This is a genomic window from Runella sp. R5_40 (assembly GCF_057652295.1).
The window spans coordinates 55,268-75,944 of record NZ_JBYFCH010000011.1; the positions used below are offsets into that span (position 1 = coordinate 55,268).

Consider the following 20,677-nt stretch of genomic DNA (forward strand, 5'->3'; position numbering starts at 1 on the left):
AGCAAACACGATGAGTACTCAAAGCAGCACAGAAGCTCCGTCTGTTAGCAAAAAGAAATCAGAAGGGGTGTTTTCAAAGAAAAACCTACAGATTTTGAGGGATCCACTCGACGACAATAACCCTGTGACAGTACAAATATTGGGGGTTTGTTCGGCCTTGGCGGTAACAGTCCAGATGAAGCCTGCGATTATTATGGCGCTAGGGGTCACGGCGGTTACAGCGTTCTCTAACCTTATCTTGTCCCTCATTAGGCATACAGTACCAAACCGGATTCGCATCATTGTGCAGTTGATTGTGGTAGCTATGCTAGTGACTATCGTTGATCAGTTGCTGAAAGCTTATATGTTTGATGTCAGTAAAAAACTATCAGTATTTGTAGGACTTATCATTACCAACTGCATTGTCATGGGACGGCTAGAAGCATTTGCGATGGCCCAGAAACCTTGGCCATCGTTTTTGGATGGTATTGGTAATGGCCTTGGGTACGGGGTGGTTTTGGTGCTGGTTTCGGCTGTTCGGGAGTTGCTTGGGGCGGGGTCTTTGCTTGGTTATAAGGTTGTTCCACAGTGGCTTTATGACATGGGCTATGTCAATAATGGCCTCATGATGCTTCCACCTGCGGCGCTACTTTTGATAGGGGTCATCATTTGGTGGCAACGAAGCCGCAATAAAAAGCTGATAAATGTTTCTTAATCTTGAGGGTTTACTAATTTCATTTCGACCATGCAACATCTCCTGAATCTTCTGATAAAAACTATATTCGTTGAGAATGTCATTTTTGCCTTTTTTTTGGGCATGTGTTCGTATTTGGCCGTTTCTAAAAAGGTAAAAACGGCCTTTGGATTAGGACTAGCAGTTATTTTTGTGATGCTCCTAACGACGCCTCTCAATTACCTGATTCTACGTTATATGCTTTCGCCTGGGGCATTAGGATGGATACATTCATCGCTTCAAAGCGTTGATTTGACCTTTTTAGCATTTATCCTTTTCATTTCTACCATTGCAGGAGCTGTACAATTGGTCGAGATGATTGTCGAGAAATTCTTGCCTGCGCTTTATACTTCATTGGGTATCTTCTTACCCTTAATTACCGTCAACTGTTCTATCTTAGGTGCATCGCTATTTATGCAAGAGCGCGAATATAATTTTGCGGAGACGGTGGTGTTTTCGTCGGGAGCAGGTATTGGCTTCTTCTTGGCGATTGTGTTATTGGCTGCCATACGCGAGCGTTTGCGTTATTCTAATGTCCCCGAGCCCCTTCAGGGGTTAGGTATTGCCATGATTATCACGGCCTTAATGGGTTTAGCTTTTCTAAGTTTTTCAGGAATTCAACTTTAAAATGCCATGCTACCTATCCTTTCTGCCAGTGTTGTTGTTTTTATATTCGTCGTTTTAATATTGGCGTTTCTCATTCTAACGGCCAAAGATCGCCTACTTCCTCAAAAGGAAATAGGAATTATTATCAATGGAAATCAAGAACAACCACTGATGGTGCAGCCTGGGGCATCGCTGTTGGCTACATTGGCAAGCCGAAACTTATTTTTGGCCTCTGCGTGCGGTGGCGGTGGAACTTGTGCCATGTGCAAATGCCAGGTTTTTGCGGGAGGCGGAGAGGTGTTGCCTACTGAAACCAATCACTTAAACCGACGACAAGTGCAAGAAAAAGTACGGTTGGCGTGTCAAGTGAAGGTAAAAGAAGACATGGAGATTCGTATTCCTGATGAGGTCTTTGGTATCAAAAAATGGGAGTGTACGGTGGTGTCAAACGAGAATGTTTCGACTTATATTAAGGAATTTGTAGTAAAACTACCCGAAGGAGAATTGCTCAAGTTTCATTCAGGAGATTATATTCAGGTGGATGTACCCGAGACAACGATTGATTTTAAATACCAACTTCATAACATCCCCAACAGGTTTATTGACGAGTATGATAAATTCAAAATCTGGGATTTAAAAACCAAAATAGACGAGCCACTTTTTCGGGCATATTCAATGGCAAACCACCCTGCCGAAGGGAATATCATTATGCTGAATATTCGTTTGGCTACACCTCCTTGGGATAGGGCACGAAATGCTTTTATGGATGTCAATCCAGGGGCTTGTTCGTCGTATATTTTTTCTCGTAAGCCAGGCGATAAAGTAACCATCAGTGGGCCTTATGGAGAGTTTCACGTTAAGAATACCGAAAAAGAAATGATATACATTGGAGGTGGAGCTGGGATGGCCCCCCTTCGCTCGCACGTTTTTCACTTGTTTCATACCCTCAAAACAGGCCGTAAAGTATCTTACTGGTACGGTGCAAGAAGCCGTCGTGAAATTTTCTATGAAGAACATTTTCGGGCTATTGAGCGCGAATTTCCTAATTTTCGCTTTGAAATTGCGCTCTCAGCGCCGCTCCCTGATGACCAGTGGAATGGATACGTGGGTTTTATCCACGAAGTGGTCAAAAATGAATACTTAGATAATCATGCCGCCCCCGAAGATATTGAGTATTATCTATGTGGACCACCAATGATGCTTTCGGCGGTACAAACGATGCTTGACAACTTAGGCGTTGCTAGGGATAATATTGCTTTTGATGACTTTGGTAGCTAACAAAATGAAAAGTAGATTTTTGGGGCTTTGGGGAGTGGTATGGCTTCTTATAGGATGTCAGCCTCAAAAAAAATATACGCATTTGGAGGGGCAAGCCCAAGGCACTACCTTTCGTATCGTATATGCCAGTGAGCAGGATTTTTCGGGTGCTGTCGATAGTTTATTTCGAGTGCTAGACCATAGTATGTCGCTGTGGGATAGCACCTCAATCATCAGCCAAGTCAATAAAAGCACATTAGAAACACCCGTAGATATACATTTTGAAACGGTTTTTAGAAAATCTCAAGAAATCTCAAGCCTGACCGACGGCGCATTTGATATTACCGTTGGGCCATTGGTGAAAGCGTGGGGCTTTAGTTATAAAAAAGGACTTCCGCTTCCCACTTCCCAGCAAATAGATAGTATCAAAAAAGCCGTGGGATACCGTACGGTACAGCTTCACGAAAGTCGTTTGGTAAAAACAAACCCTCAAACAGCCATAGATTTTAATGCCATTGCGCAAGGTTATACGGTGGATGTGATGGCTCATTTTTTAAAATCACATGCTATTAATGATTTTTTGGTGGAGATAGGCGGGGAAGTACGCACCGAAGGCCGCAATGAAAAAGGACAAAATTGGCAAATCGGCATTGACAAGCCTACCGAGAATCAGACCGAAGCACGAGCGTTGCAAACGGTGGTTTCGTTAAGCGGAAAATCCCTGGCTACTTCGGGTAGTTATCGGAAGTTTGTCGTACGAGAGGGTACAAAATTTAGCCATGCCATCGACCCTAAAACGGGTTTTCCCATTACCCATAATTTGTTGAGTATTTCGGTGATTGCGGATGATTGTATGACGGCCGATGCTTATGCGACGGCTTTTTTGGTGCTTGGCCTAGAAAAAGCCAAAACGATGGCGGCACAACAAGGTTTGGAACTGTACGCGATTTCGGCTACTTCAAAAGGCGAACTACAGCTTTTTCATACGCCTAATTTTTTCTCAAAGGCAGAATAGCGTTTAATCTTCATTACCACAAGGCTGCCCAGTCTGCCGCCCGCATACACCACACACGGCCCCTTCTTTTTGTAGATAAACGTTGTTGTTGGCACAAGTACCTTTAAACTCTCCTCCTTTGACAAGCAGTAAGCGAATACTTAAAAGAGCGACGCCAATCAAGACCAAGACAACAGATAAAACGATAGCAGCTATCATAACAACCATTTTTTAGAAAGATATAAATTTTGGGAAAAATTTCAAAAATTACTTATAATATTTTTCTGAGAAATATTTGTATATATAAAAGAAAGTAAGTAGCTTTAATTTCTGCTATTGACCCCTAACCTATTCAAATTGAAACGATTATGATTTCTGTAAAAAAACTCTTAGCTGATAAGCCTCAGTCGCATATTTGGAGTGTTTCACCCGAAAATACGGTGATAGAAGCACTGTTATTAATGGGCGAAAAAAACATTGGTGCAGTGGTAGTGTTGGATAACCAACAACTGGTCGGCATCTTTTCTGAACGAGATTATGCCCGAAAAGGAATTGTACAAGGCCGAAAAGCAAAAAGTACGGCAATTAAGGAAGTAATGACACCCAAAGTGTTTACGGTTGGGCTAGATATGAACATCCGAGAGTGCATGAAAATATTCAGTGAGAAGAAATTTCGACATTTGCCCGTTGTGGAACAAGGAACAGTGGTTGGGGTTTTGAGCATCGGGGATATTGTTAATTCCATCATGAAAGAGCAAGAAGACCACATTGGCTTTTTAGAACAGTATATTACCAATGCCTGAGCAGTGCATCATCCTAACTTTTGACCCCTAATCTCTTGTATTATGGCTACTTTACTTGTTGTCGTATTCATCATCGGATATGGCCTTATTGCATTGGAACATTCTCTTAAAATTGACAAAGCAGCCTCCGCGTTATTGACGGGGGTTTTTTGTTGGGTTATTCTTTTGGTGGGCTTTGAAAATATGCCTGCCATTCGAGCCTTGTCCACGCCTCCTGAGGCTCATCATTTTTTGAATGAAGCTCTTTTTGAACACTTGGGGGAAATTGCGGGTATTTTGTTTTTCTTGTTAGGAGCCATGACAATTGTGGAGCTGGTCGATGTTCACGATGGCTTTCGAGCCATCACTGATCGTATCAAGACAACCAATCGGATTCAGTTGCTATGGATTATTTCTTGGGTCTCGTTTTTCTTGTCGGCAGGCTTAGATAACATGACCACATCTATCATCATGTGTGCTTTGTTGCGCCGTATTATTAAAGATAAAGAGAACATTTGGCTTTTTGGCGGGTTTGTAATCATTGCGGCCAATGGGGGCGGAGCATGGTCACCTATTGGTGATGTGACGACAATTATGCTCTGGATTGGGGGACAAGTGACGACACTGCCTGTAATGAAAACCTTGTTTTTAGCATCGGCTGTTAGTCTTTTAGCGCCTTTGTTGGTGGCTTCGTATTTCTTAAAGGGAAACATTGAATCTCCAAAACAATCGGCAGGTGAGCAGAAAGCACACGCTCAAACCACGGCATTGGAGCGTAACCTAATGTTCGTTTTGGGAGGAGTAGGGCTACTTTCCGTACCCGTTTTTAAGGCATTTACGCATTATCCGCCGTATTTGGGTATTCTGTTGTCGGTAGGGTTGCTGTGGTATTTTACGGAATTTTTACATCGAGGGAAAGAGTCCGACACAAAACAAGGGTTTTCGGTAGCAGCCATGTTGCACCGCATTGATACGCCGAGCATTCTGTTTTTCTTAGGCATTTTGTTAGCTGTTGGGGCATTGAATACCTCTGGGCATTTGCGCCAGATGGCAGAGCTTCTTAACCAAACCTTTGGCAATATTTACATTATCAATACCACGATAGGGTTACTTTCTGCGATTGTGGACAATGTGCCGCTGGTGGCTGCTGCCATGGGAATGTATTCTATGTCCGAATTTCCTACCGACCATGATTTTTGGAACCTATTGGCTTATTGTGCTGGAACGGGCGGAAGTATTCTGATCATTGGGTCGGCGGCTGGGGTGGCCTCGATGAGTATCCTAAAAATTGATTTTATTTGGTATTTGAAGCGTATTTCAGGCTATGCACTGATTGGCTACTTGGCTGGAATTGCGGTTTATTATATGACCCATTAGCAGTGGAATAACGTTGCTGGGTTTTTAAAGTTGAGAAAACGAAATGTTTTTATTACATTCGACAGTATTCTTCTCTAAACTCAGTAAAATCATGAAATGGTCATTTGTTATTCAGCAAAAAGTAAAAGCATCGTTGCTTCTAGGCGGAATTATGGTTGTGATTTTGCTGAGTGCCCTTGTGTCGCGCATGAGTTTGGATAACATCGACCACTCGCTGTCGTCTATTTACCAAGATAGATTGGTGCCTACCGTCGATATTGTGTATTTGAGCGAGCATTTATATTCAAAGCGTTTGTTGTTGGAACAAGGGCTGGAAAAGAATGCCTCTACTTCGTGGCAGGAACTAGGGAAACAACTCTCGGTTCATACCCACAAGATTGATTCCTTATTGGTAGAGTTTCAGAAAACAAAGCTGGTGGAAGAGGAAGTAAAGGCGCTCAATGCGTTGAAGACTCATGCCCAAGCTTATGCGACGTTAGAACAAAAAATTGTACGATTAGCTGCTCATTCAGCCTCCCAAGAGGGAAAAGAGTTGTTTCAATCGGAAGGAAGCCAATTGTTTCAGCAGTCGATTCATCGGTTGAGTGAACTGACCAAAATTCAGTCGGTAGTCGGGCAAAAACTTATCAAAGATTCGCACACCGAGACGTATTACTGCAATCTCCTTTCAAACCTTCAAATCATCATTACCATCATTATCGGCACTATCGTGGTGTCGTTGGTAGTGAATTCCAAAATCATTCGCCAAGATTCCCAGCCTTTCCATTTGAATTAGGGAAAAACTTTTTGAAAAAACAGCGCTTCGTGTGCAACTTGAGCTTGAGGTTTTGCATCTATTTAACAAAACACAAACTCATACAACCATGAAAGCCATCGTCTTTACATTATCGTTCGTTTTAGTCGCTTTTGCCGCATTCTCTCAAAAGGACAACGAAACCCCTTATTTTACCAAAACATTTAGCGCTTCGGCTGTAAAAGCCCTTCAAGTACGTACCTCGGGCGGGAGCATTCGCGTAGCAGGGAGTACTAACGAACCCAAAGTCGAAATGTACGTACGCGCCAACAACTGGAACGGCAGTTCGGAATTGAGCAAAGAAGAAATAGACGAACGCCTCAAAGAATACGAAGTACGCGTAGCGATGGAAGGCGAAACGCTCGTTTGCCGCGTGAAACGCAAAAACGAAGACGAAAAATGGGACTGGAAACGCTCATTGAGTATTTCATTTAAAATCATTGTTCCCGAAAAAACCGCTACCGATTTGGTTACGAGCGGGGGAAGTATCCGTTTGGCGAACTTGTCGGGAACGCAAAGCTTCTCTACCAGTGGTGGGAGCTTGCATTTAGACGAATTGAGCGGAAATGTTAAAGGACGCACATCGGGTGGCAGTATTCATTTGGCAAAATGCCGTGAGCAAATCGACCTCAGTACGAGCGGTGGGAGCATCCATGCCGACGAATGCAAAGGGGACATCAAACTCGTAACCTCAGGAGGAAGCATCGAGCTCAACCAAGTGGATGGCGTTTTGAGAGCTAGTACGAGCGGTGGAAGCATCAGAGGTGGCGGTATCAAAGGGGAATTGACGGCTTCAACTTCGGGTGGTTCGATTCGTTTGAATGACGTAGCGGCGTCGTTGCGGGCATCCACCAGCGCAGGAAGTATCCACGCTGACATTGTATCGGTAGGTCAATTTTTAGACTTGTCAACTTCAGCAGGTGGTATTCACGTTCAAATGCCATTCAACAAAGGCATGGAACTCGATTTACGCGCTAATCGCGTCAACGTAGGTACGCTTAAAAACTTCAATGGTATTGTAGAAAAAGACCGTGTAAAAGGCTCACTCAACGGCGGTGGCGCGTTGGTGTCGATGCGTGCAAGTGCGGGTTCTATTTCAGTAAATGATTAATTGGTCAGACGATTTTTCGGTCAGACGATAGTCAGACCGCTTCGGAATAGTATCTCAGTCTGACTACCGTCTGACTGAGATAAGGTCAGACGATTTTTCGGTCAGACGGTAGTCAGACCGCCTCGGAATCGTAAGTCTGACTGTCGTCTGACTGAAATAAGGTCAGACGATAGTCAAACCGCCTCGGAATCGTATCTCAGTCTGACTACCGTCTGACTGGGTTTACGATAGTCAGACCGTAGTAAGTCCGCCAGTTTTGGCGGACTTTATTTTTTGGTGCTGAGTTTCACAATGAAATAGCTAATTTTGATGCTAAATCACCGAAACACAATTAGAACTTCCGCATTCTATGAAAGGAATTATTTTGGCGGGTGGCTCAGGCACTCGCTTACACCCACTCACGTTGGCCGTTAGTAAGCAGTTGATGCCCGTTTACGATAAGCCAATGATATACTATCCGTTATCAATTTTGATGTTGGCGGGTATTCGTGAAATCTTGATTATTTCGACTCCCCATGATTTACCGCACTTTCAAAAACTCTTAGGAGATGGAAGTCGCATCGGTTGTGAATTTAGCTACGCCGAACAACCCAGTCCCGATGGCCTTGCCCAAGCGTTTATTATTGGTGCTGATTTTATTGGAGACGATAAAGTGGCGTTGGTGTTGGGCGATAATATTTTCTACGGTAGTGGACTCAGTAAATTATTACAAGCCAACAACGACCCCGACGGAGGTGTGGTGTATGCCTACCAAGTGCACGACCCCGAGCGCTACGGTGTGGTAGAATTTGATAAAGACTTTAACGTGCTTTCGATTGAAGAAAAACCCGAAGCACCCAAGTCAAATTACGCCGTTCCAGGACTTTATTTTTACGATAATGAAGTGGTGGAGATTGCCAAAAATATCCAACCTAGTCCACGCGGAGAACTCGAAATTACGGACATCAATCGCGTGTATTTGGAGCGTGGAAAACTCAAAGTAGGGGTGTTGAACCGTGGAACAGCTTGGTTAGATACAGGTACGTTTGCGTCGTTGATGCAAGCAGGACAATTTGTTCAAGTGATTGAAGAACGCCAAGGGCTTAAAATCGGTTGTATCGAAGAAGTGGCCTACCGTATGGGTTTCATCACGGCCGATGCACTTCGCGAAATTGCCCAGCCGTTGCTCAAAAGCGGTTATGGCCAGTATTTACTAGGAATTTTGAAGTAAAATCAGATGTTCACAGGAATTGTAGAAGCGACGGCCGAAATCGTCGAAATTGTTGCAGAAGGAACGAACCTGACGTTTAGGTTGAGCGCAGCTTTGGCGCCCGAACTCAAAGTTGATCAGAGTGTAAGCCACAATGGCGTTTGTCTGACGGTGACGAGCATTGAAGGAACTACCTACACGGTGACGGCGGTGGACGAAACCCTCAAAAAAACAAACTTAGGCCAGTGGAAAGTAGGCACAAAGGTAAACGTGGAACGCTGTATGCCTGCGCATGGCCGTTTTGATGGGCACATTGTTCAAGGCCACGTTGACCAAACGGGAGTTTGTACTTACATCGCCGAAGTAGGTGGAAGTTGGTTGTTTGATTTCACGTATGATGCTTCTGTAGGAAACATTACCGTAGAAAAAGGCTCGATTTGTGTCAATGGAGTGAGCTTGACGGTCTTTAACTCGCACGATGACGGCTTCCGCGTAACGATTATTCCTTACACCTACGAGCATACCAATTTTCATCAATTGAAGGTGGGTGACATCGTCAACTTGGAGTTTGATATTTTGGGGAAATACATGCAGAAGATTTTGGCGAAATCAATGGCGCCTATTGCCGTTAAATAAACCTTGGAAATCTTGACGCACCCCCGAATTTGTTACGAAATTTTTGTTCGTTCTTTTTGCGATTCCAACGGGGATGGAATCGGTGATTTGAACGGCATTCGTTCCAAGCTGCCTTACCTTCAGGAACTTGGTGTTGAGGCAATATGGCTTACTCCGATTCAGCCGTCACCGAGTTATCATAAATACGATGTCGTTGATTATTACGGCATTGAACCCGAATACGGAACCCTCGACGATTTTAAAAATCTTCTGACCGAAGCCCACGCACGCGGTATTAAAGTCATCCTAGATTTGGTGATTAACCACACGAGTGTGCGCCATCCTTGGTTTGTAGAGTCGGCCAAGGGTAAAGCGAGTCCTTACCGAAACTATTACAATTGGAAAAGCCCCGAGGAAATCGAGGCGTTGGGTATTGCCACGCGCGAAGCTACGCCCGATACGTGGGAACGAAAGCCTTGGCACAGTGCGGTGGGCAATACGGAAAAATACTACGGCCTGTTTTGGAAAGGAATGCCTGACCTCAACTGCGACCACCCACCTGTGCGCCAAGCGATTTATGAAATTGGTAACTATTGGTTAGAAATGGGCGTGGACGGTTTTCGATTGGACGCCGCACGCCATATTTATCCCGAATGGGAAGAGTACAAAAACTACGATTTTTGGGTCGAATTTCGGACGGAAATGCAGAAAGTAAACCCGCAGGTGTATTTGGTCGGGGAAGTGTGGAATACAGCCGATAAAATAGCCCCTTATTTTCGCGGGCTGACGGCCAATTTTAACTTTGATTTGAGTCTAGCACTTCAAAAAATCACGGCTGAAGAGCGGGATACCGTGCATTTGATTGTCACTCTGGCCAAAAATCGTCAAGTATTTGCCCAAACAAATCCTCGTTTTATTGATGCAACGATGCTGACCAATCACGATCAAACGCGCATTGGAAGTGTGTTGCACGGCAAGCAGACGCACTTGAAAGTGGCAGCCAATTTGCTCTTTACATTACCAGGACAGCCGTACGTTTATTATGGCGAAGAATTGGGGATGCTGGGACAAAAACCCGATGAGTTTATCCGTGAGCCGTTTTTGTGGGGGTACCGTCAACATGACCGCGAACGAGCGCGTTGGATGAAGCCCAAGTACAGCAAAAGCGTGACCGTAACACCGTTGGCGAATCAACAAAACGACCCCAATTCGCTCTACAACCACTACAAACGCTTGATTCATTTCCGTAAATCCAATGCCGTCATCGGTAGTTTTTACGGACAAATCGAACCTTTACCCAACCGCAACCCTCGCTTGGTCGTATTCAAGCGTGGCCTCGCCGAGCAGGAAGTATGGGTGCTTCATAATCTTTCGAGTACAACAGTGACTTATTCTGCCTCCTTCATGCCCACCGAGTTGCTATTGACCACTGACACCGCGTCGCGTTTTGAAAAGGTCGATACCATTTCGTTGGCACCGTTTAGTTGTGTAGTGTTGGGAGAATAAATTTATTTTCAATTATTTTTGAAAGTATAATAATTTGTTTTACTTTTGGCTATGGAATTACAAGAGGCAAAAGACCGCTTTGTTCAGGCATGGGGAACATTAGCGACCCAATGGGGAATTAATCGTACGATGGCGCAGATTCACGCGTTATTGATGATTTCTCCTAATCCGCTCACGACCGAAGACTTGATGGCGCAGCTTCAGATTTCTCGTGGAAATGTAAGCATGAACTTACGGGATTTGATGGATTGGGGATTGGTTTTTAAAGAATTACGTCCTGGAGAGCGTAAAGAGTACTTTTTTGCCGAAAAAGACGCTTGGAAAGTAGCTAAACAAGTAGCAAAAGAACGTCGAAGAAGAGAGATTGAGCCTGTGATTAAGTTATTAGAAGAGCTTCGGGGTGTCCCTGTTCGGGCGGGTGATGCCGATTCAGAAACATTCCATGCGACCATCGAAAGCATCAGTCGAGTGGTAAACTTAGCAGATGGGGCGTTGGATGCTGCAATGAAGGCGGAAGAAAGCTTAATCTTAGGGACGCTAATCAAGTTATTGCGCTAATAATGGCGAACAAACGGGCACTTAGGTGCCTATTTATTGGGTTTTAAATTTCAATAATTTCTGAAATATCTAAATATACAAAAGGATGAATCGTGTCATGAACCTTCCGCCCCAAGCGCCAGACATCCGTTCGGCGTTTCGCAAAAAATGGTTTTGGTTGTGGGCGTTATTGCCCATCGGCGCCTATTATGCAAGTTGGTTATTAATGATGATGCCTTTTCCTTTGTTTTTGGTCGCTGGACAATGGGTCGCATTGGAGAGTTTTCATAAAAAACAAAAACCAATGACGTTATGGCTACTGAATTTAGTGACCTTGCTGGTAACAGGTCTGCTTATTGTGGTGATGGTGGATAAGATGTGGACAAACCAATACGATGACTATCTCCTTTTTATCTTGTTCGGAACGTACTACCTATTCCAGTGCTTCAATGAGTGGGTTTTCTTTAAGTTATTTCCTTCTTGGCGCTTTGGCTATTGGTCAGCCGCCAATCTTATTGCAGCGGCGGTCTGGATAGGGGTTCTAGTGGGCGGCAAATTCATTTTGCCTTTTACCCTCAAGCAAGAATATGTGCTTTGGTTTATCATTCCCGTGCTTGGAATTATCTCCAATGGCATCACCGCCCTAGGAATACATCTCGCTACTCAAACCCGTTATGGACTATGAAAAAAATAGTGATTGCTGGAGGAACGGGCTATTTAGGTCAAGTTCTTACAAATTACTTCGTCTTAAAAGGGTATCAGTGTGTCGTTTTAGCCCGTACAGATAGTGACCAACAGTTCGCTCAAATTAGATGGGTAAAGTGGGATGGGAAAACACTGGGAGAGTGGACGCAAGAATTAGAAGGGGCAGAAGCTTTGATTAATTTGAGTGGGCGAAGTGTCAACTGCCGTTATGATGCCCAAAATAAACTCGATATTTTTACTTCTCGTCAATTATCGACGTTGGTTTTGGGACAAGCGCTGGAATTATGTGAATGTCCACCCAAGGTTTGGCTTAATTCATCGTCGGCTACAATTTATCGCCATGCCGAAGATCGTCCTATGGATGAAATAAGAGGGGAGGTAGGGGCAGGCTTTTCGGTAGAAGTCTGCAAACTTTGGGAAACTACTTGTAGCGCGTTCCAATTGCCTACTACCAGAAAAATTCTCCTACGGACAGCCCTTGTTTTAGGGACAACTGGGGGAGTTTTTCCTGAGTTAGTAGGGTTAACGAAGTGGGGGTTAGGCGGAAAAATGGGAACTGGAAAACAAATGGTTAGCTGGCTTCATGAGAAAGATTTTGCTCGTGCAGTTCATTGGTTTATTAAAAACAGTACAGCCGAAGGAATTTATAATGTCGTCGCTCCTACCCCGATTTCTAACGGTGAAATGATGTCTATTTTGCGGCGGACGCTCCACGTTTCAATTGGGTTGCCGAGTACAGACTGGATGCTGAAAATAGGCACATGGTTGAAAAAAACAGAAGCGGAACTCGTTTTAAAAAGCCGTTGGGTGTTACCAAATCGTTTGATGAATGAAGGTTTTAACTTTGAGTTTGAAACTTTTGAACATACTTGCCACCACCTATTAACAAACAAAAACTAAAAAAGAAATAAATCATAACAGTAGCCGTTTTATCATTATAACGGCTATGACATGAGAACCTTCTATTTCTTTACGCTTGCGTATCTTCTGGGCAAGGAAACTTTGGCACAATACCCAAACACCAGCTATTGGCAAGCCGAAATGAGCTATGCCGCCCCCATTTTTCAGAAATCGCAGGCCATTCGCTACGGTTCAACTCAAGTTGATGCGTGGACGCCACGGGGGCAAGTCAATGCCAACCTTGGGTTGCACTTTGAATCCATAGAAGGACATTTTGCAGAAGTTTTTCTTCATGCACGATGCTTAGAAAATGACTTTGAAGACTCTGCTATACTTATGGGCATGCGGCTAGGAACGGGCAAAAAAAGGTGGCGCGTCTATTTGGAATTAGATCAAGGTGGGCGAAATGGCAATTTTTCGGCTTTTGAGGTTCATGACGAATCCGCAGGCGTTATGTATGGCCTAGGGACTCGCTACCGAATCTCGACGCGGGTGTCCCTGCAAGCCTCTTATTTAAGAAATCATTTTATCCAATTCAAAGAAGTCGCTGTTCCATTCAAACGACCCGTTGGTTCTTTTGCCTCGTTGGGTCTTTATTGGAACTTGAGCGTAAAACCCGATAGGCAGTCCAAACCCACCAAAGTCAAAAAGTTAACGCCTCGTCGGCAAGACCGCTGCTTGTACGCGCCAGCTGTTTAGAGATAGTTTGCAGTACAATAACCCCTAAATCCGTCATCAATTTTGGTGCTTCCGATTCAGTTGCCGAACTTTGTGGCTCAAATTACAGTATTACGTAGAGGCATAATAAGTTGAGTATCTGTTTTTTTCTTGTGACTCATGAAGCCTGCCTCCATTCTCTGAATCAATGAAAACCAAAGGAACCAAACGAAACAAAGTCAATATCGTGACACTGGGTTGTAGTAAAAACTTGGTGGATAGCGAAAATATCTTTACCCAACTCAAAGGCAACGGCTACAACGTGACCCACGAGTCGCAAAAAGACGATGCCAATATCGTGATTGTCAATACGTGTGGGTTTATCGACAACGCCAAACAAGAATCGGTGGATACCATTCTTCGCTATGCCGATGCCAAAGAAGCAGGGTTAGTGGATAAAGTATATGTAACGGGTTGTTTGTCACATCGTTATAAGGACGAATTGGCGGTTGAAATCCCTACCGTAGATGCGTGGTTTGGAACGAATGAGCTCCCTCGTTTGCTCAAAACCCTCAAAGCCGACTACAAACAAGAACTCGTTGGAGAGCGTTTATTGACGACGCCCGCGCACTATGCCTACCTCAAAATCGCAGAAGGCTGCGATCGCCCTTGTAGTTTTTGCGCGATTCCGTTGATGCGCGGAGGCCACGTGTCCCGTTCGATTGATGAGCTGGTGACCGAGGCGAAATCATTGGCGCGTCGTGGCACGAAAGAGTTGATTTTGATTGCCCAAGATTTGACCTACTACGGGTTGGATATTTACAAAAAACGCAATTTGTCGGAGCTACTCAACCACCTAGCCGATGTAGAAGGCATCGACTGGATTCGTTTGCAATACGCGTACCCGTCGGGTTTTCCGCTAGATGTGTTGGATGTGATGCGCGAGCGTTCCAACATTTGTAAGTATTTGGACATGCCGCTTCAAAGTGGTAGCACCGAAATGCTGAAACTCATGCGTCGTGGTATCACGCGCGAAAAAACCGAAGACCTCATCAAGACCATTCGGGATAAAGTACCAGGCATTGCGCTGCGTACGACCCTCATTGCAGGGCATCCAGGGGAAACGGAAGAAATGTTTGAAGAAACCCTTGAGTTTGTCGAGCGTACCCGTTTCGATCGCTTGGGTGTGTTTGCCTACTCGCACGAAGACCAGACGCATTCGTTTACCATGCCCGACGACGTGCCTGCCGACGTAAAACAACAACGTACCGACGACATCATGGCGGTGCAGCAAGACATTTCGTGGTCGTTGAACCAAGCAAAAATAGGCAATACGTACAAGGTGTTGTTCGACCGTAAAGAAGGTGGTTATTTCATTGGCCGTACCGAATTTGATTCCCCCGAAGTAGATAATGAAGTATTAATTTCGGCCGAACAGTACGTTCGAGTAGGGGACTTTGCCAACGTGAAAATCAACAACGCCGAAGAGTTTGACTTGTACGGGCAATTGGTCTAAATCGGGTATCTTCATTTCTAAAACACATAGAGCACAGTAGGGTTTTCACATAGTAAACATATCGAACGGCTAATGCGGCTGTATGCTATGTTTACTATGTGAAAAAAAACTATCTGAACTATGTGGTTACCCACGTTATTTCGTCGCTTTCTTCCCTTTGGTAGTGCTTGAAGCTGCCGCTTTTGAGTTCATCTCCATATAATCTACCACCAAGTGGCTAAGCGACTTTACACCTAACGTAAACCCGCTTTCATCGAGATAAAAATCTGGCGTGTGGTGTGGCGCTACGTCATAGGGACTTTTGCCTTTGGCCATTCCCCCCAAGAAGAAGAAGAACCCAGGAATTTTCTTTTGGAAGTAGCTAAAGTCTTCAGCACCAGTAGCAACGGGCGAAAGAAGAACGTTGTCTTTGCCTGCCAATGCCTCCAACGTCGGAATCATTTTATCGGTAAGTGCGGGGTCGTTGACCGTCGCTGGGTAGCCAATTCCGATTTCAACGTCGGCTTTTGCGCCTGCGCTTTCGGCAATATTGGTAGAGATTTCTTTGATGCGACGGTGAACAAGCGCCTGCTGATCATCGCCGAAGGTACGAATGGTACCAATCATTTCGAGCGATTCGGGAATGATGTTGTAGCGAATACCGCCGTGAATCGCGCCTACCGTAACTACCGCAGGGTTTTCCGTAATATCAACGTTGCGACTTACGATGGTTTGTAAACCCATCACTACCTGAGAAGCCGTAACAATAGGGTCAACACCCGACCAAGGGTTGGCGCCGTGGGTTTGTTTTCCTTTTAGTTTGATGGTCAACTGGTCAACGGCCGCCATGGTCGCTCCTGGACGGTAGCGGATTTTGCCTACTTCGGTTTGAGAATTGATATGAAGTCCAAAAATAGCATCCACTTTTGGGTTGTCCAATGCGCCTTCTTCCACCATTCGATTCGCACCAAAATTCCCGCCTGTATAAACACCTTCTTCGGCAGGTTGGAAAATAAGCTTAACCGTTCCTGCTAAGTCTTTTTGCATCGACGCCAATACCTCAGCAACCCCCATCAAAATAGCGACGTGGCTATCGTGACCGCAAGCGTGCATGACGCCCGTTTTTTGGTTGTTGAACTCCGTCACCACGTTCGATTTGAAGGGAATATCCACGCGTTCCGTCACAGGCAGGCCGTCCATGTCGGCGCGGAGGGCTACTACTGGGCCAGGTTTTCCACCTTTCAATACCCCAATTACGCCCGTAACGGCTACTTTTTCTTTTACTTCATAGCCTAATTTACGGAGGTGCTCCGCCACGATCTTAGCCGTTCTAAATTCTTGGTTGCCAAGCTCTGGGTGCTCGTGGAAATCGCGACGCCACGCAATTACCTTGCTTTCGATAGCGTCAGACGCTTGGTTGATGACGGGCTTGAGGGCACTTTGCGCGTATCCTGTGCCAAGGCTCAGAGCTAACAATGCACCACTTAGGAGAGGTTTTTTCATCGGATTTTAGTTTGTCGTTAGGAAAAATTTTGAGCAATTTAACAAAAAACGCCCTTGGATGTTCGATATTCGCGGTTCAAAATCGAAAACTGATGCAAAAACTTCTCTTCATAGACCGCGACGGAACTATTATCGTTGAACCACCCGTCGATTTTCAGGTAGATTCCCTAGAAAAATTGGCCTTTTTGCCCAAATCCATCTCAAATCTTCGCCGTTTGGCCGAAGAAACCGATTTTGGTTTTGTGATGGTAACCAACCAAGATGGCTTAGGAACGGACTCTTTTCCTGAAGATACGTTTTGGCCTGCCCAAAATAAAATGCTCCAAGTCCTCGAAGGCGAAGGCGTGACGTTTCAGGCGATTCACGTGGATCGTACCTTCCCGCACGAAAACGCCCCCACGCGTAAACCTGGCACGGCTTTGTTGACGGAGTATTTTAATGGTTCGTACGATTTGGCAAACAGCTACGTGCTGGGCGACCGCCTGACTGACGTGCAATTGGCGGTTAATATGGGATGTAAAGCCATTTATATTGCCAACGAACTCCCCGCCGACCTTGCTCCCGAATTGGCCAATGCCATCTCGCTTGTAAGTACCGATTGGGATGTCATCTATGAACACCTTCGCTTGCCTGCCCGCACGGCTTCGGTAGAGCGAGTGACGAAAGAAACTCAAATTAAAATTGAGCTCAACCTCGATGGTACAGGTAAGTCAGAAATGAACACAGGACTTGGGTTCTTTGACCACATGCTCGACCAGCTTGCCAAACACTCAGGGGCCGATTTAACGATTTCGGTGGTGGGCGATTTGCACATCGACGAGCACCATACCATCGAAGATACCGCTTTGGCGTTGGGAGAAGCCTACCGCAAGGCATTGGGCGACAAACGAGGTATTAGTCGTTATGGTTTTTTGTTGCCGATGGACGAGGCATTGGCCCAAGTAGCTATCGACTTTTCGGGTCGTCCGTGGTTGGTGTGGGATGCTGATTTTAAGCGGGAAAAAATCGGAGAAATGCCAACCGAAATGTTTTACCATTTTTTCAAATCGTTTTCGGATACGGCTCAGTGCAATCTCAACATCAAGTGCGAAGGAAGCAACGAACATCATAAAATTGAAGCGATTTTTAAAGGATGGGCCAAAGCGATTAAAATGGCGGTAAAACGTGATTTAAAAGCGCTGGATGTTTTGCCATCGACCAAGGGAGTACTTTAGCAAGAAAGCATTCGGATAATTTTACAAAAAAACACCAGTTTTTTTGGGTCTAAATGCCGAATGCTATTACTTTTGTACTATCTTTAAAATAAGGTTTTACACAATAAATTACGAATCATAATGGACTTAAGAACCATCGGTACCCTCATATTTTATGCAGTATTGTTAGGCGTTGCGTTTTGGGTAGGAGGCCTTTTAGAGAAAAACGAGCGTAAATACACAAAATATTTCAAAGAAGATTAATCAAAACGCATGAGCGTAAGCTCATCGTCTTCGATACATCAATTTCAAACGCGAGCTATTGAGGAACATCAGTAGCTCGCATTTTTGTATCTAGCACTTCTGATAACCCATGTAACTTTTTGTTGAGAAGGTAGTCAGAAGGGCAAAAGTGCCTGTGGTTGCGCACAACTACAAATGAATAATGTGACTGTGGTTGCTCACAACCACAAATGAATCATCGAATATCAACAATAAAACGAATAACGGACTATGGACATCAAAGGAAGAGTACTCCAACTATTGCCTTTGCAAACAGGCGAGGGTAAAAATGGGACGTGGAAAAAACAAGATTTTGTCATTGAAACCGACGGCCAATACCCCAAAAAAGTGTGTATCTCGGCATGGGGTGATAAAATCAACGAAGGCGCCTTGAAAGTAGGTAATGAAGTAAATGTGTCGTTTGACATCGAAAGCCGCGAATACAACGGCCGCTGGTACACCGACGTAAAAGCGTGGAAAATTGATTCAATGAGCGGCGGCGGTGGCGCAAGCGAAGAGGCAAGTTTTGGCGGAAGCACCCGTCCTACTACATCGCTACCTACCACCTTTGAAGCCAGCGAGGAAGATAATTTACCATTTTAGGAATGTCGAGGGTCGAATGCAGAGTGTCGAATGGTTTTTCTTATTCGACACTCTGCATTCTCAATTCGACACTAGCAATCGGGTTGTGAGCAACCCTCAGCACAGAATTGTCAACTTAGGCTAGGACAAGACATTTAGCAAATTTTGCTGTTTTGCCCCATTTGCAAATTTGCCCATTTACTTATTTTTTGCTTTGTGCCATTTTAAGGGCTTGCGTGGTGGTATAATACTTCGAAATCATGTTAGGAACTTCCCACTCGGGCAGTTTTCCAGCCTTCAAAAAGTCCATGTATTTCTTCGCTACTTGTGAGAAGTGCGCTTCGTGGCCAATGTCATATTTCTTCGGAATCACTACTTCCCAGCCTTTGTCGTTTTTCTTGAGTTCGATGCCTGGGTACGTTGTCTGTACTTTTTTGAACGCTTCGGCCACTACTTTTTCGTACGCTGGCGTATTGCTAAGGGCTTCAATGTACAACACAGGCTTAAAATTCTGCTCCTTGCCCTGACGTATAATCAGATTCGCTTTACTTCCCTTCATAATTGAATAGTGCGTATCGCCCGTGCCTTGTGGCGCTTGGAAGTTCCAAATCACCGATGCACGTGCGTGCACGCCCTTGAGGGTGTAGTCAATCTGACCGTTGGCATACACTTCAAGATTTTTTCCTTTGACGTCTTTTTTCAAATAATCGGGGTAGGTGTCATTTTTGGTGACGAGCTTAAATTGCTCAGGCGTCATGGTCGTGGCGCTGTGAGTCGCATTGAGGAGCTTGATGTCTTTTTTGTAGTCAATGATTTGGTTGGGAAAACAGCTCCATTGAATCAAATCCACCAAGTGGGTCGTCACGTCCACTACGCCTTCCCCTTGTTGTTTTACGTCAAAAAACCATGATGGACGAATCAGCGGCTCGCCCGAAACGTACTTGAAAAAGTGGTGAACGCTCTCTTTGGTCACGGCAGGGTCTTGGGGGGTGCCTTTTTGGAGTGTACCAAAAATGGCGGGCACCAGCGCAAGCTCGCGTTGAAGGGCATTGCTGATTTCGTAGCGCTCCGTCATGATGTCGTAGAGCAATACGTTTTTCTTTTTGGCTTGGGCAAAAGCTTCTTGCAGTAACGAAAAACCAGCGGCGTCAATGGCCATAGGTTTATCGGCCAACACGTTTAGTCCTGCGTCCACCGATTTTTTGATGTAGTCGGTTTTCTTTTGGTTATTTCCTGCCAAAACCACCAAATTACCTGCTTTTTCGCTCAACATCTTCTGGAAAAAGTCAGTGCCCGTATAGACTTTCTCGTCCCACTGCGTCGGGTCGTCGGAGCGGGTGTTGTACTTTTTAATTTTATCGAGGTACGCCTCTACATCGGGGCCTTTGGTGGCATACACGTGCACGACGGGGTTGACGTTGTCGTAGCGGGTATTTTGTACCAGTGCGGCATGAAAGTGCCCAGGCTCAAGCACGATGAGGCTGATGGGCTTTTTGGCTTGTTGTCCCATGCTGGGGAGGGTTAAACTACTTGCAGCTAATAAGCAGCCTAGAAGGCGATTCTTCATAGAATTTGTGGGTGATTTTTTAAGGAATAAGCGTTTGTGGCCACAAATTTACTTACTTCTGACGGCTTCTTGCTATGGCGAGGCAGTGTAACTGGTTGAGTAAATTTATAAATTGTTTTAGTTGTTAGTTACAGAGATGATTCGTTATATTTGGCCCAACGTATGCCCAAGCATGCAGCCCTACTTTCTGATGAACAACGTTAACAGCCACACCAAAAAAGCTGTTCGTCAGAGCTATGTCCCAACCCACTGAGCGGAGCGGGCTGTATCTGTTGAACTTCTGATTTGGTACAAACAAGAAAAGTAGGTACTAA

At 44.9% G+C, this 20,677-nt stretch carries 21 protein-coding genes; 18 read left to right on the forward strand and 3 right to left on the reverse strand.

The window, feature by feature from the left end; all coding sequences use genetic code 11:
• The first annotated feature begins 10 nt into the window (after positions 1–10).
• The 4 genes from AC23N5_RS18810 to AC23N5_RS18825 are packed head-to-tail and all read left to right on the forward strand — an operon-like array spanning position 11 to position 3,590.
• Positions 11–694 (forward strand): NADH:ubiquinone reductase (Na(+)-transporting) subunit D, encoded by a 684-nt coding sequence (locus AC23N5_RS18810; protein ID WP_487756772.1) that lies wholly within the window; start codon positions 11–13, stop codon positions 692–694.
• Positions 695–724: 30 nt separating this feature from the next.
• Complete coding sequence (gene nqrE, locus AC23N5_RS18815) at positions 725–1,339, forward strand: NADH:ubiquinone reductase (Na(+)-transporting) subunit E (protein ID WP_487756773.1); 615 nt, start codon at positions 725–727, stop codon at positions 1,337–1,339.
• A 6-nt stretch (positions 1,340–1,345) separates the two neighbouring features.
• Positions 1,346–2,596 carry an NADH:ubiquinone reductase (Na(+)-transporting) subunit F gene (nqrF, locus tag AC23N5_RS18820; protein WP_487756774.1) on the forward strand — a complete coding sequence of 417 codons (1,251 nt, stop codon included), beginning with the start codon at positions 1,346–1,348 and terminating at the stop codon, positions 2,594–2,596.
• 4 nt (positions 2,597–2,600) lie between these two features.
• Positions 2,601–3,590, forward strand: coding sequence for an FAD:protein FMN transferase (locus tag AC23N5_RS18825; protein ID WP_487756775.1), 990 nt, complete (start codon positions 2,601–2,603; stop codon positions 3,588–3,590).
• Positions 3,591–3,593: 3 nt separating this feature from the next.
• On the opposite strand, the gene AC23N5_RS18830 is transcribed toward AC23N5_RS18825, so the two are convergent.
• Positions 3,594–3,788 (reverse strand): hypothetical protein, encoded by a 195-nt coding sequence (locus AC23N5_RS18830; RefSeq protein WP_487756776.1) that lies wholly within the window; start codon positions 3,786–3,788, stop codon positions 3,594–3,596.
• 149 nt (positions 3,789–3,937) lie between these two features.
• On the opposite strand from AC23N5_RS18830, the gene AC23N5_RS18835 reads away from it, so the two are divergent.
• The 12 genes from AC23N5_RS18835 (at position 3,938) to rimO (ending at position 15,257) form a co-directional block, all read left to right on the forward strand.
• Positions 3,938–4,372 (forward strand): CBS domain-containing protein, encoded by a 435-nt coding sequence (locus AC23N5_RS18835; protein ID WP_487756777.1) that lies wholly within the window; start codon positions 3,938–3,940, stop codon positions 4,370–4,372.
• Between the two features lie 42 nt (positions 4,373–4,414).
• Positions 4,415–5,728 carry a sodium:proton antiporter NhaD gene (gene nhaD / locus AC23N5_RS18840; protein ID WP_487756778.1) on the forward strand — a complete coding sequence of 438 codons (1,314 nt, stop codon included), beginning with the start codon at positions 4,415–4,417 and terminating at the stop codon, positions 5,726–5,728.
• Positions 5,729–5,819: 91 nt separating this feature from the next.
• Entirely contained in the window at positions 5,820–6,503 is a 684-nt protein-coding gene (locus AC23N5_RS18845) for an MCP four helix bundle domain-containing protein (RefSeq protein ID WP_183974656.1), read from the forward strand.
• An 88-nt stretch (positions 6,504–6,591) separates the two neighbouring features.
• Positions 6,592–7,632 (forward strand): DUF4097 family beta strand repeat-containing protein, encoded by a 1,041-nt coding sequence (locus AC23N5_RS18850; protein WP_487756779.1) that lies wholly within the window; start codon positions 6,592–6,594, stop codon positions 7,630–7,632.
• 349 nt (positions 7,633–7,981) lie between these two features.
• Positions 7,982–8,842, forward strand: a complete 861-nt coding sequence (gene rfbA / locus AC23N5_RS18855; protein ID WP_183974652.1) for a glucose-1-phosphate thymidylyltransferase RfbA — start codon at positions 7,982–7,984, stop codon at positions 8,840–8,842.
• A gap of 6 nt (positions 8,843–8,848) precedes the next feature.
• Positions 8,849–9,457 carry a riboflavin synthase gene (locus AC23N5_RS18860; protein WP_487756780.1) on the forward strand — a complete coding sequence of 203 codons (609 nt, stop codon included), beginning with the start codon at positions 8,849–8,851 and terminating at the stop codon, positions 9,455–9,457.
• Between the two features lie 12 nt (positions 9,458–9,469).
• Positions 9,470–10,942 carry an alpha-amylase family glycosyl hydrolase gene (locus tag AC23N5_RS18865; RefSeq protein ID WP_487756781.1) on the forward strand — a complete coding sequence of 491 codons (1,473 nt, stop codon included), beginning with the start codon at positions 9,470–9,472 and terminating at the stop codon, positions 10,940–10,942.
• A 51-nt stretch (positions 10,943–10,993) separates the two neighbouring features.
• Complete coding sequence (locus AC23N5_RS18870) at positions 10,994–11,500, forward strand: GbsR/MarR family transcriptional regulator (protein WP_122933308.1); 507 nt, start codon at positions 10,994–10,996, stop codon at positions 11,498–11,500.
• 97 nt (positions 11,501–11,597) lie between these two features.
• Positions 11,598–12,164, forward strand: coding sequence for a hypothetical protein (locus AC23N5_RS18875; protein WP_487756782.1), 567 nt, complete (start codon positions 11,598–11,600; stop codon positions 12,162–12,164).
• Complete coding sequence (locus AC23N5_RS18880; protein ID WP_487756783.1) at positions 12,161–13,084, forward strand: TIGR01777 family oxidoreductase; 924 nt, start codon at positions 12,161–12,163, stop codon at positions 13,082–13,084. The genes AC23N5_RS18875 and AC23N5_RS18880 overlap by 4 nt, the downstream gene beginning before the upstream one ends.
• 51 nt (positions 13,085–13,135) lie before the next feature.
• The gene (locus tag AC23N5_RS18885; RefSeq protein ID WP_487756784.1) at positions 13,136–13,783 is read left to right on the forward strand and encodes a hypothetical protein; all 648 of its coding nucleotides are present in this window, start codon (positions 13,136–13,138) and stop codon (positions 13,781–13,783) included.
• Positions 13,784–13,949: 166 nt separating this feature from the next.
• Positions 13,950–15,257, forward strand: coding sequence for a 30S ribosomal protein S12 methylthiotransferase RimO (gene rimO, locus AC23N5_RS18890; protein WP_183974638.1), 1,308 nt, complete (start codon positions 13,950–13,952; stop codon positions 15,255–15,257).
• Between the two features lie 135 nt (positions 15,258–15,392).
• On the opposite strand, the gene AC23N5_RS18895 is transcribed toward rimO, so the two are convergent.
• Positions 15,393–16,739 carry an amidohydrolase gene (locus AC23N5_RS18895; RefSeq protein ID WP_487756785.1) on the reverse strand — a complete coding sequence of 449 codons (1,347 nt, stop codon included), beginning with the start codon at positions 16,737–16,739 and terminating at the stop codon, positions 15,393–15,395.
• A 92-nt stretch (positions 16,740–16,831) separates the two neighbouring features.
• Here AC23N5_RS18895 and hisB point away from each other — a divergent pair, with 92 nt between their 5' ends.
• Complete coding sequence (gene hisB, locus AC23N5_RS18900; RefSeq protein WP_487756786.1) at positions 16,832–17,953, forward strand: bifunctional histidinol-phosphatase/imidazoleglycerol-phosphate dehydratase HisB; 1,122 nt, start codon at positions 16,832–16,834, stop codon at positions 17,951–17,953.
• Between the two features lie 492 nt (positions 17,954–18,445).
• The gene (locus AC23N5_RS18905; RefSeq protein ID WP_183974633.1) at positions 18,446–18,817 is read left to right on the forward strand and encodes a DUF3127 domain-containing protein; all 372 of its coding nucleotides are present in this window, start codon (positions 18,446–18,448) and stop codon (positions 18,815–18,817) included.
• A gap of 181 nt (positions 18,818–18,998) precedes the next feature.
• Here AC23N5_RS18905 and AC23N5_RS18910 read toward each other — a convergent pair whose 3' ends face one another.
• Complete coding sequence (locus tag AC23N5_RS18910; RefSeq protein WP_487756787.1) at positions 18,999–20,363, reverse strand: putative oxidoreductase C-terminal domain-containing protein; 1,365 nt, start codon at positions 20,361–20,363, stop codon at positions 18,999–19,001.
• Between the last annotated feature and the right edge of the window lie 314 nt (positions 20,364–20,677).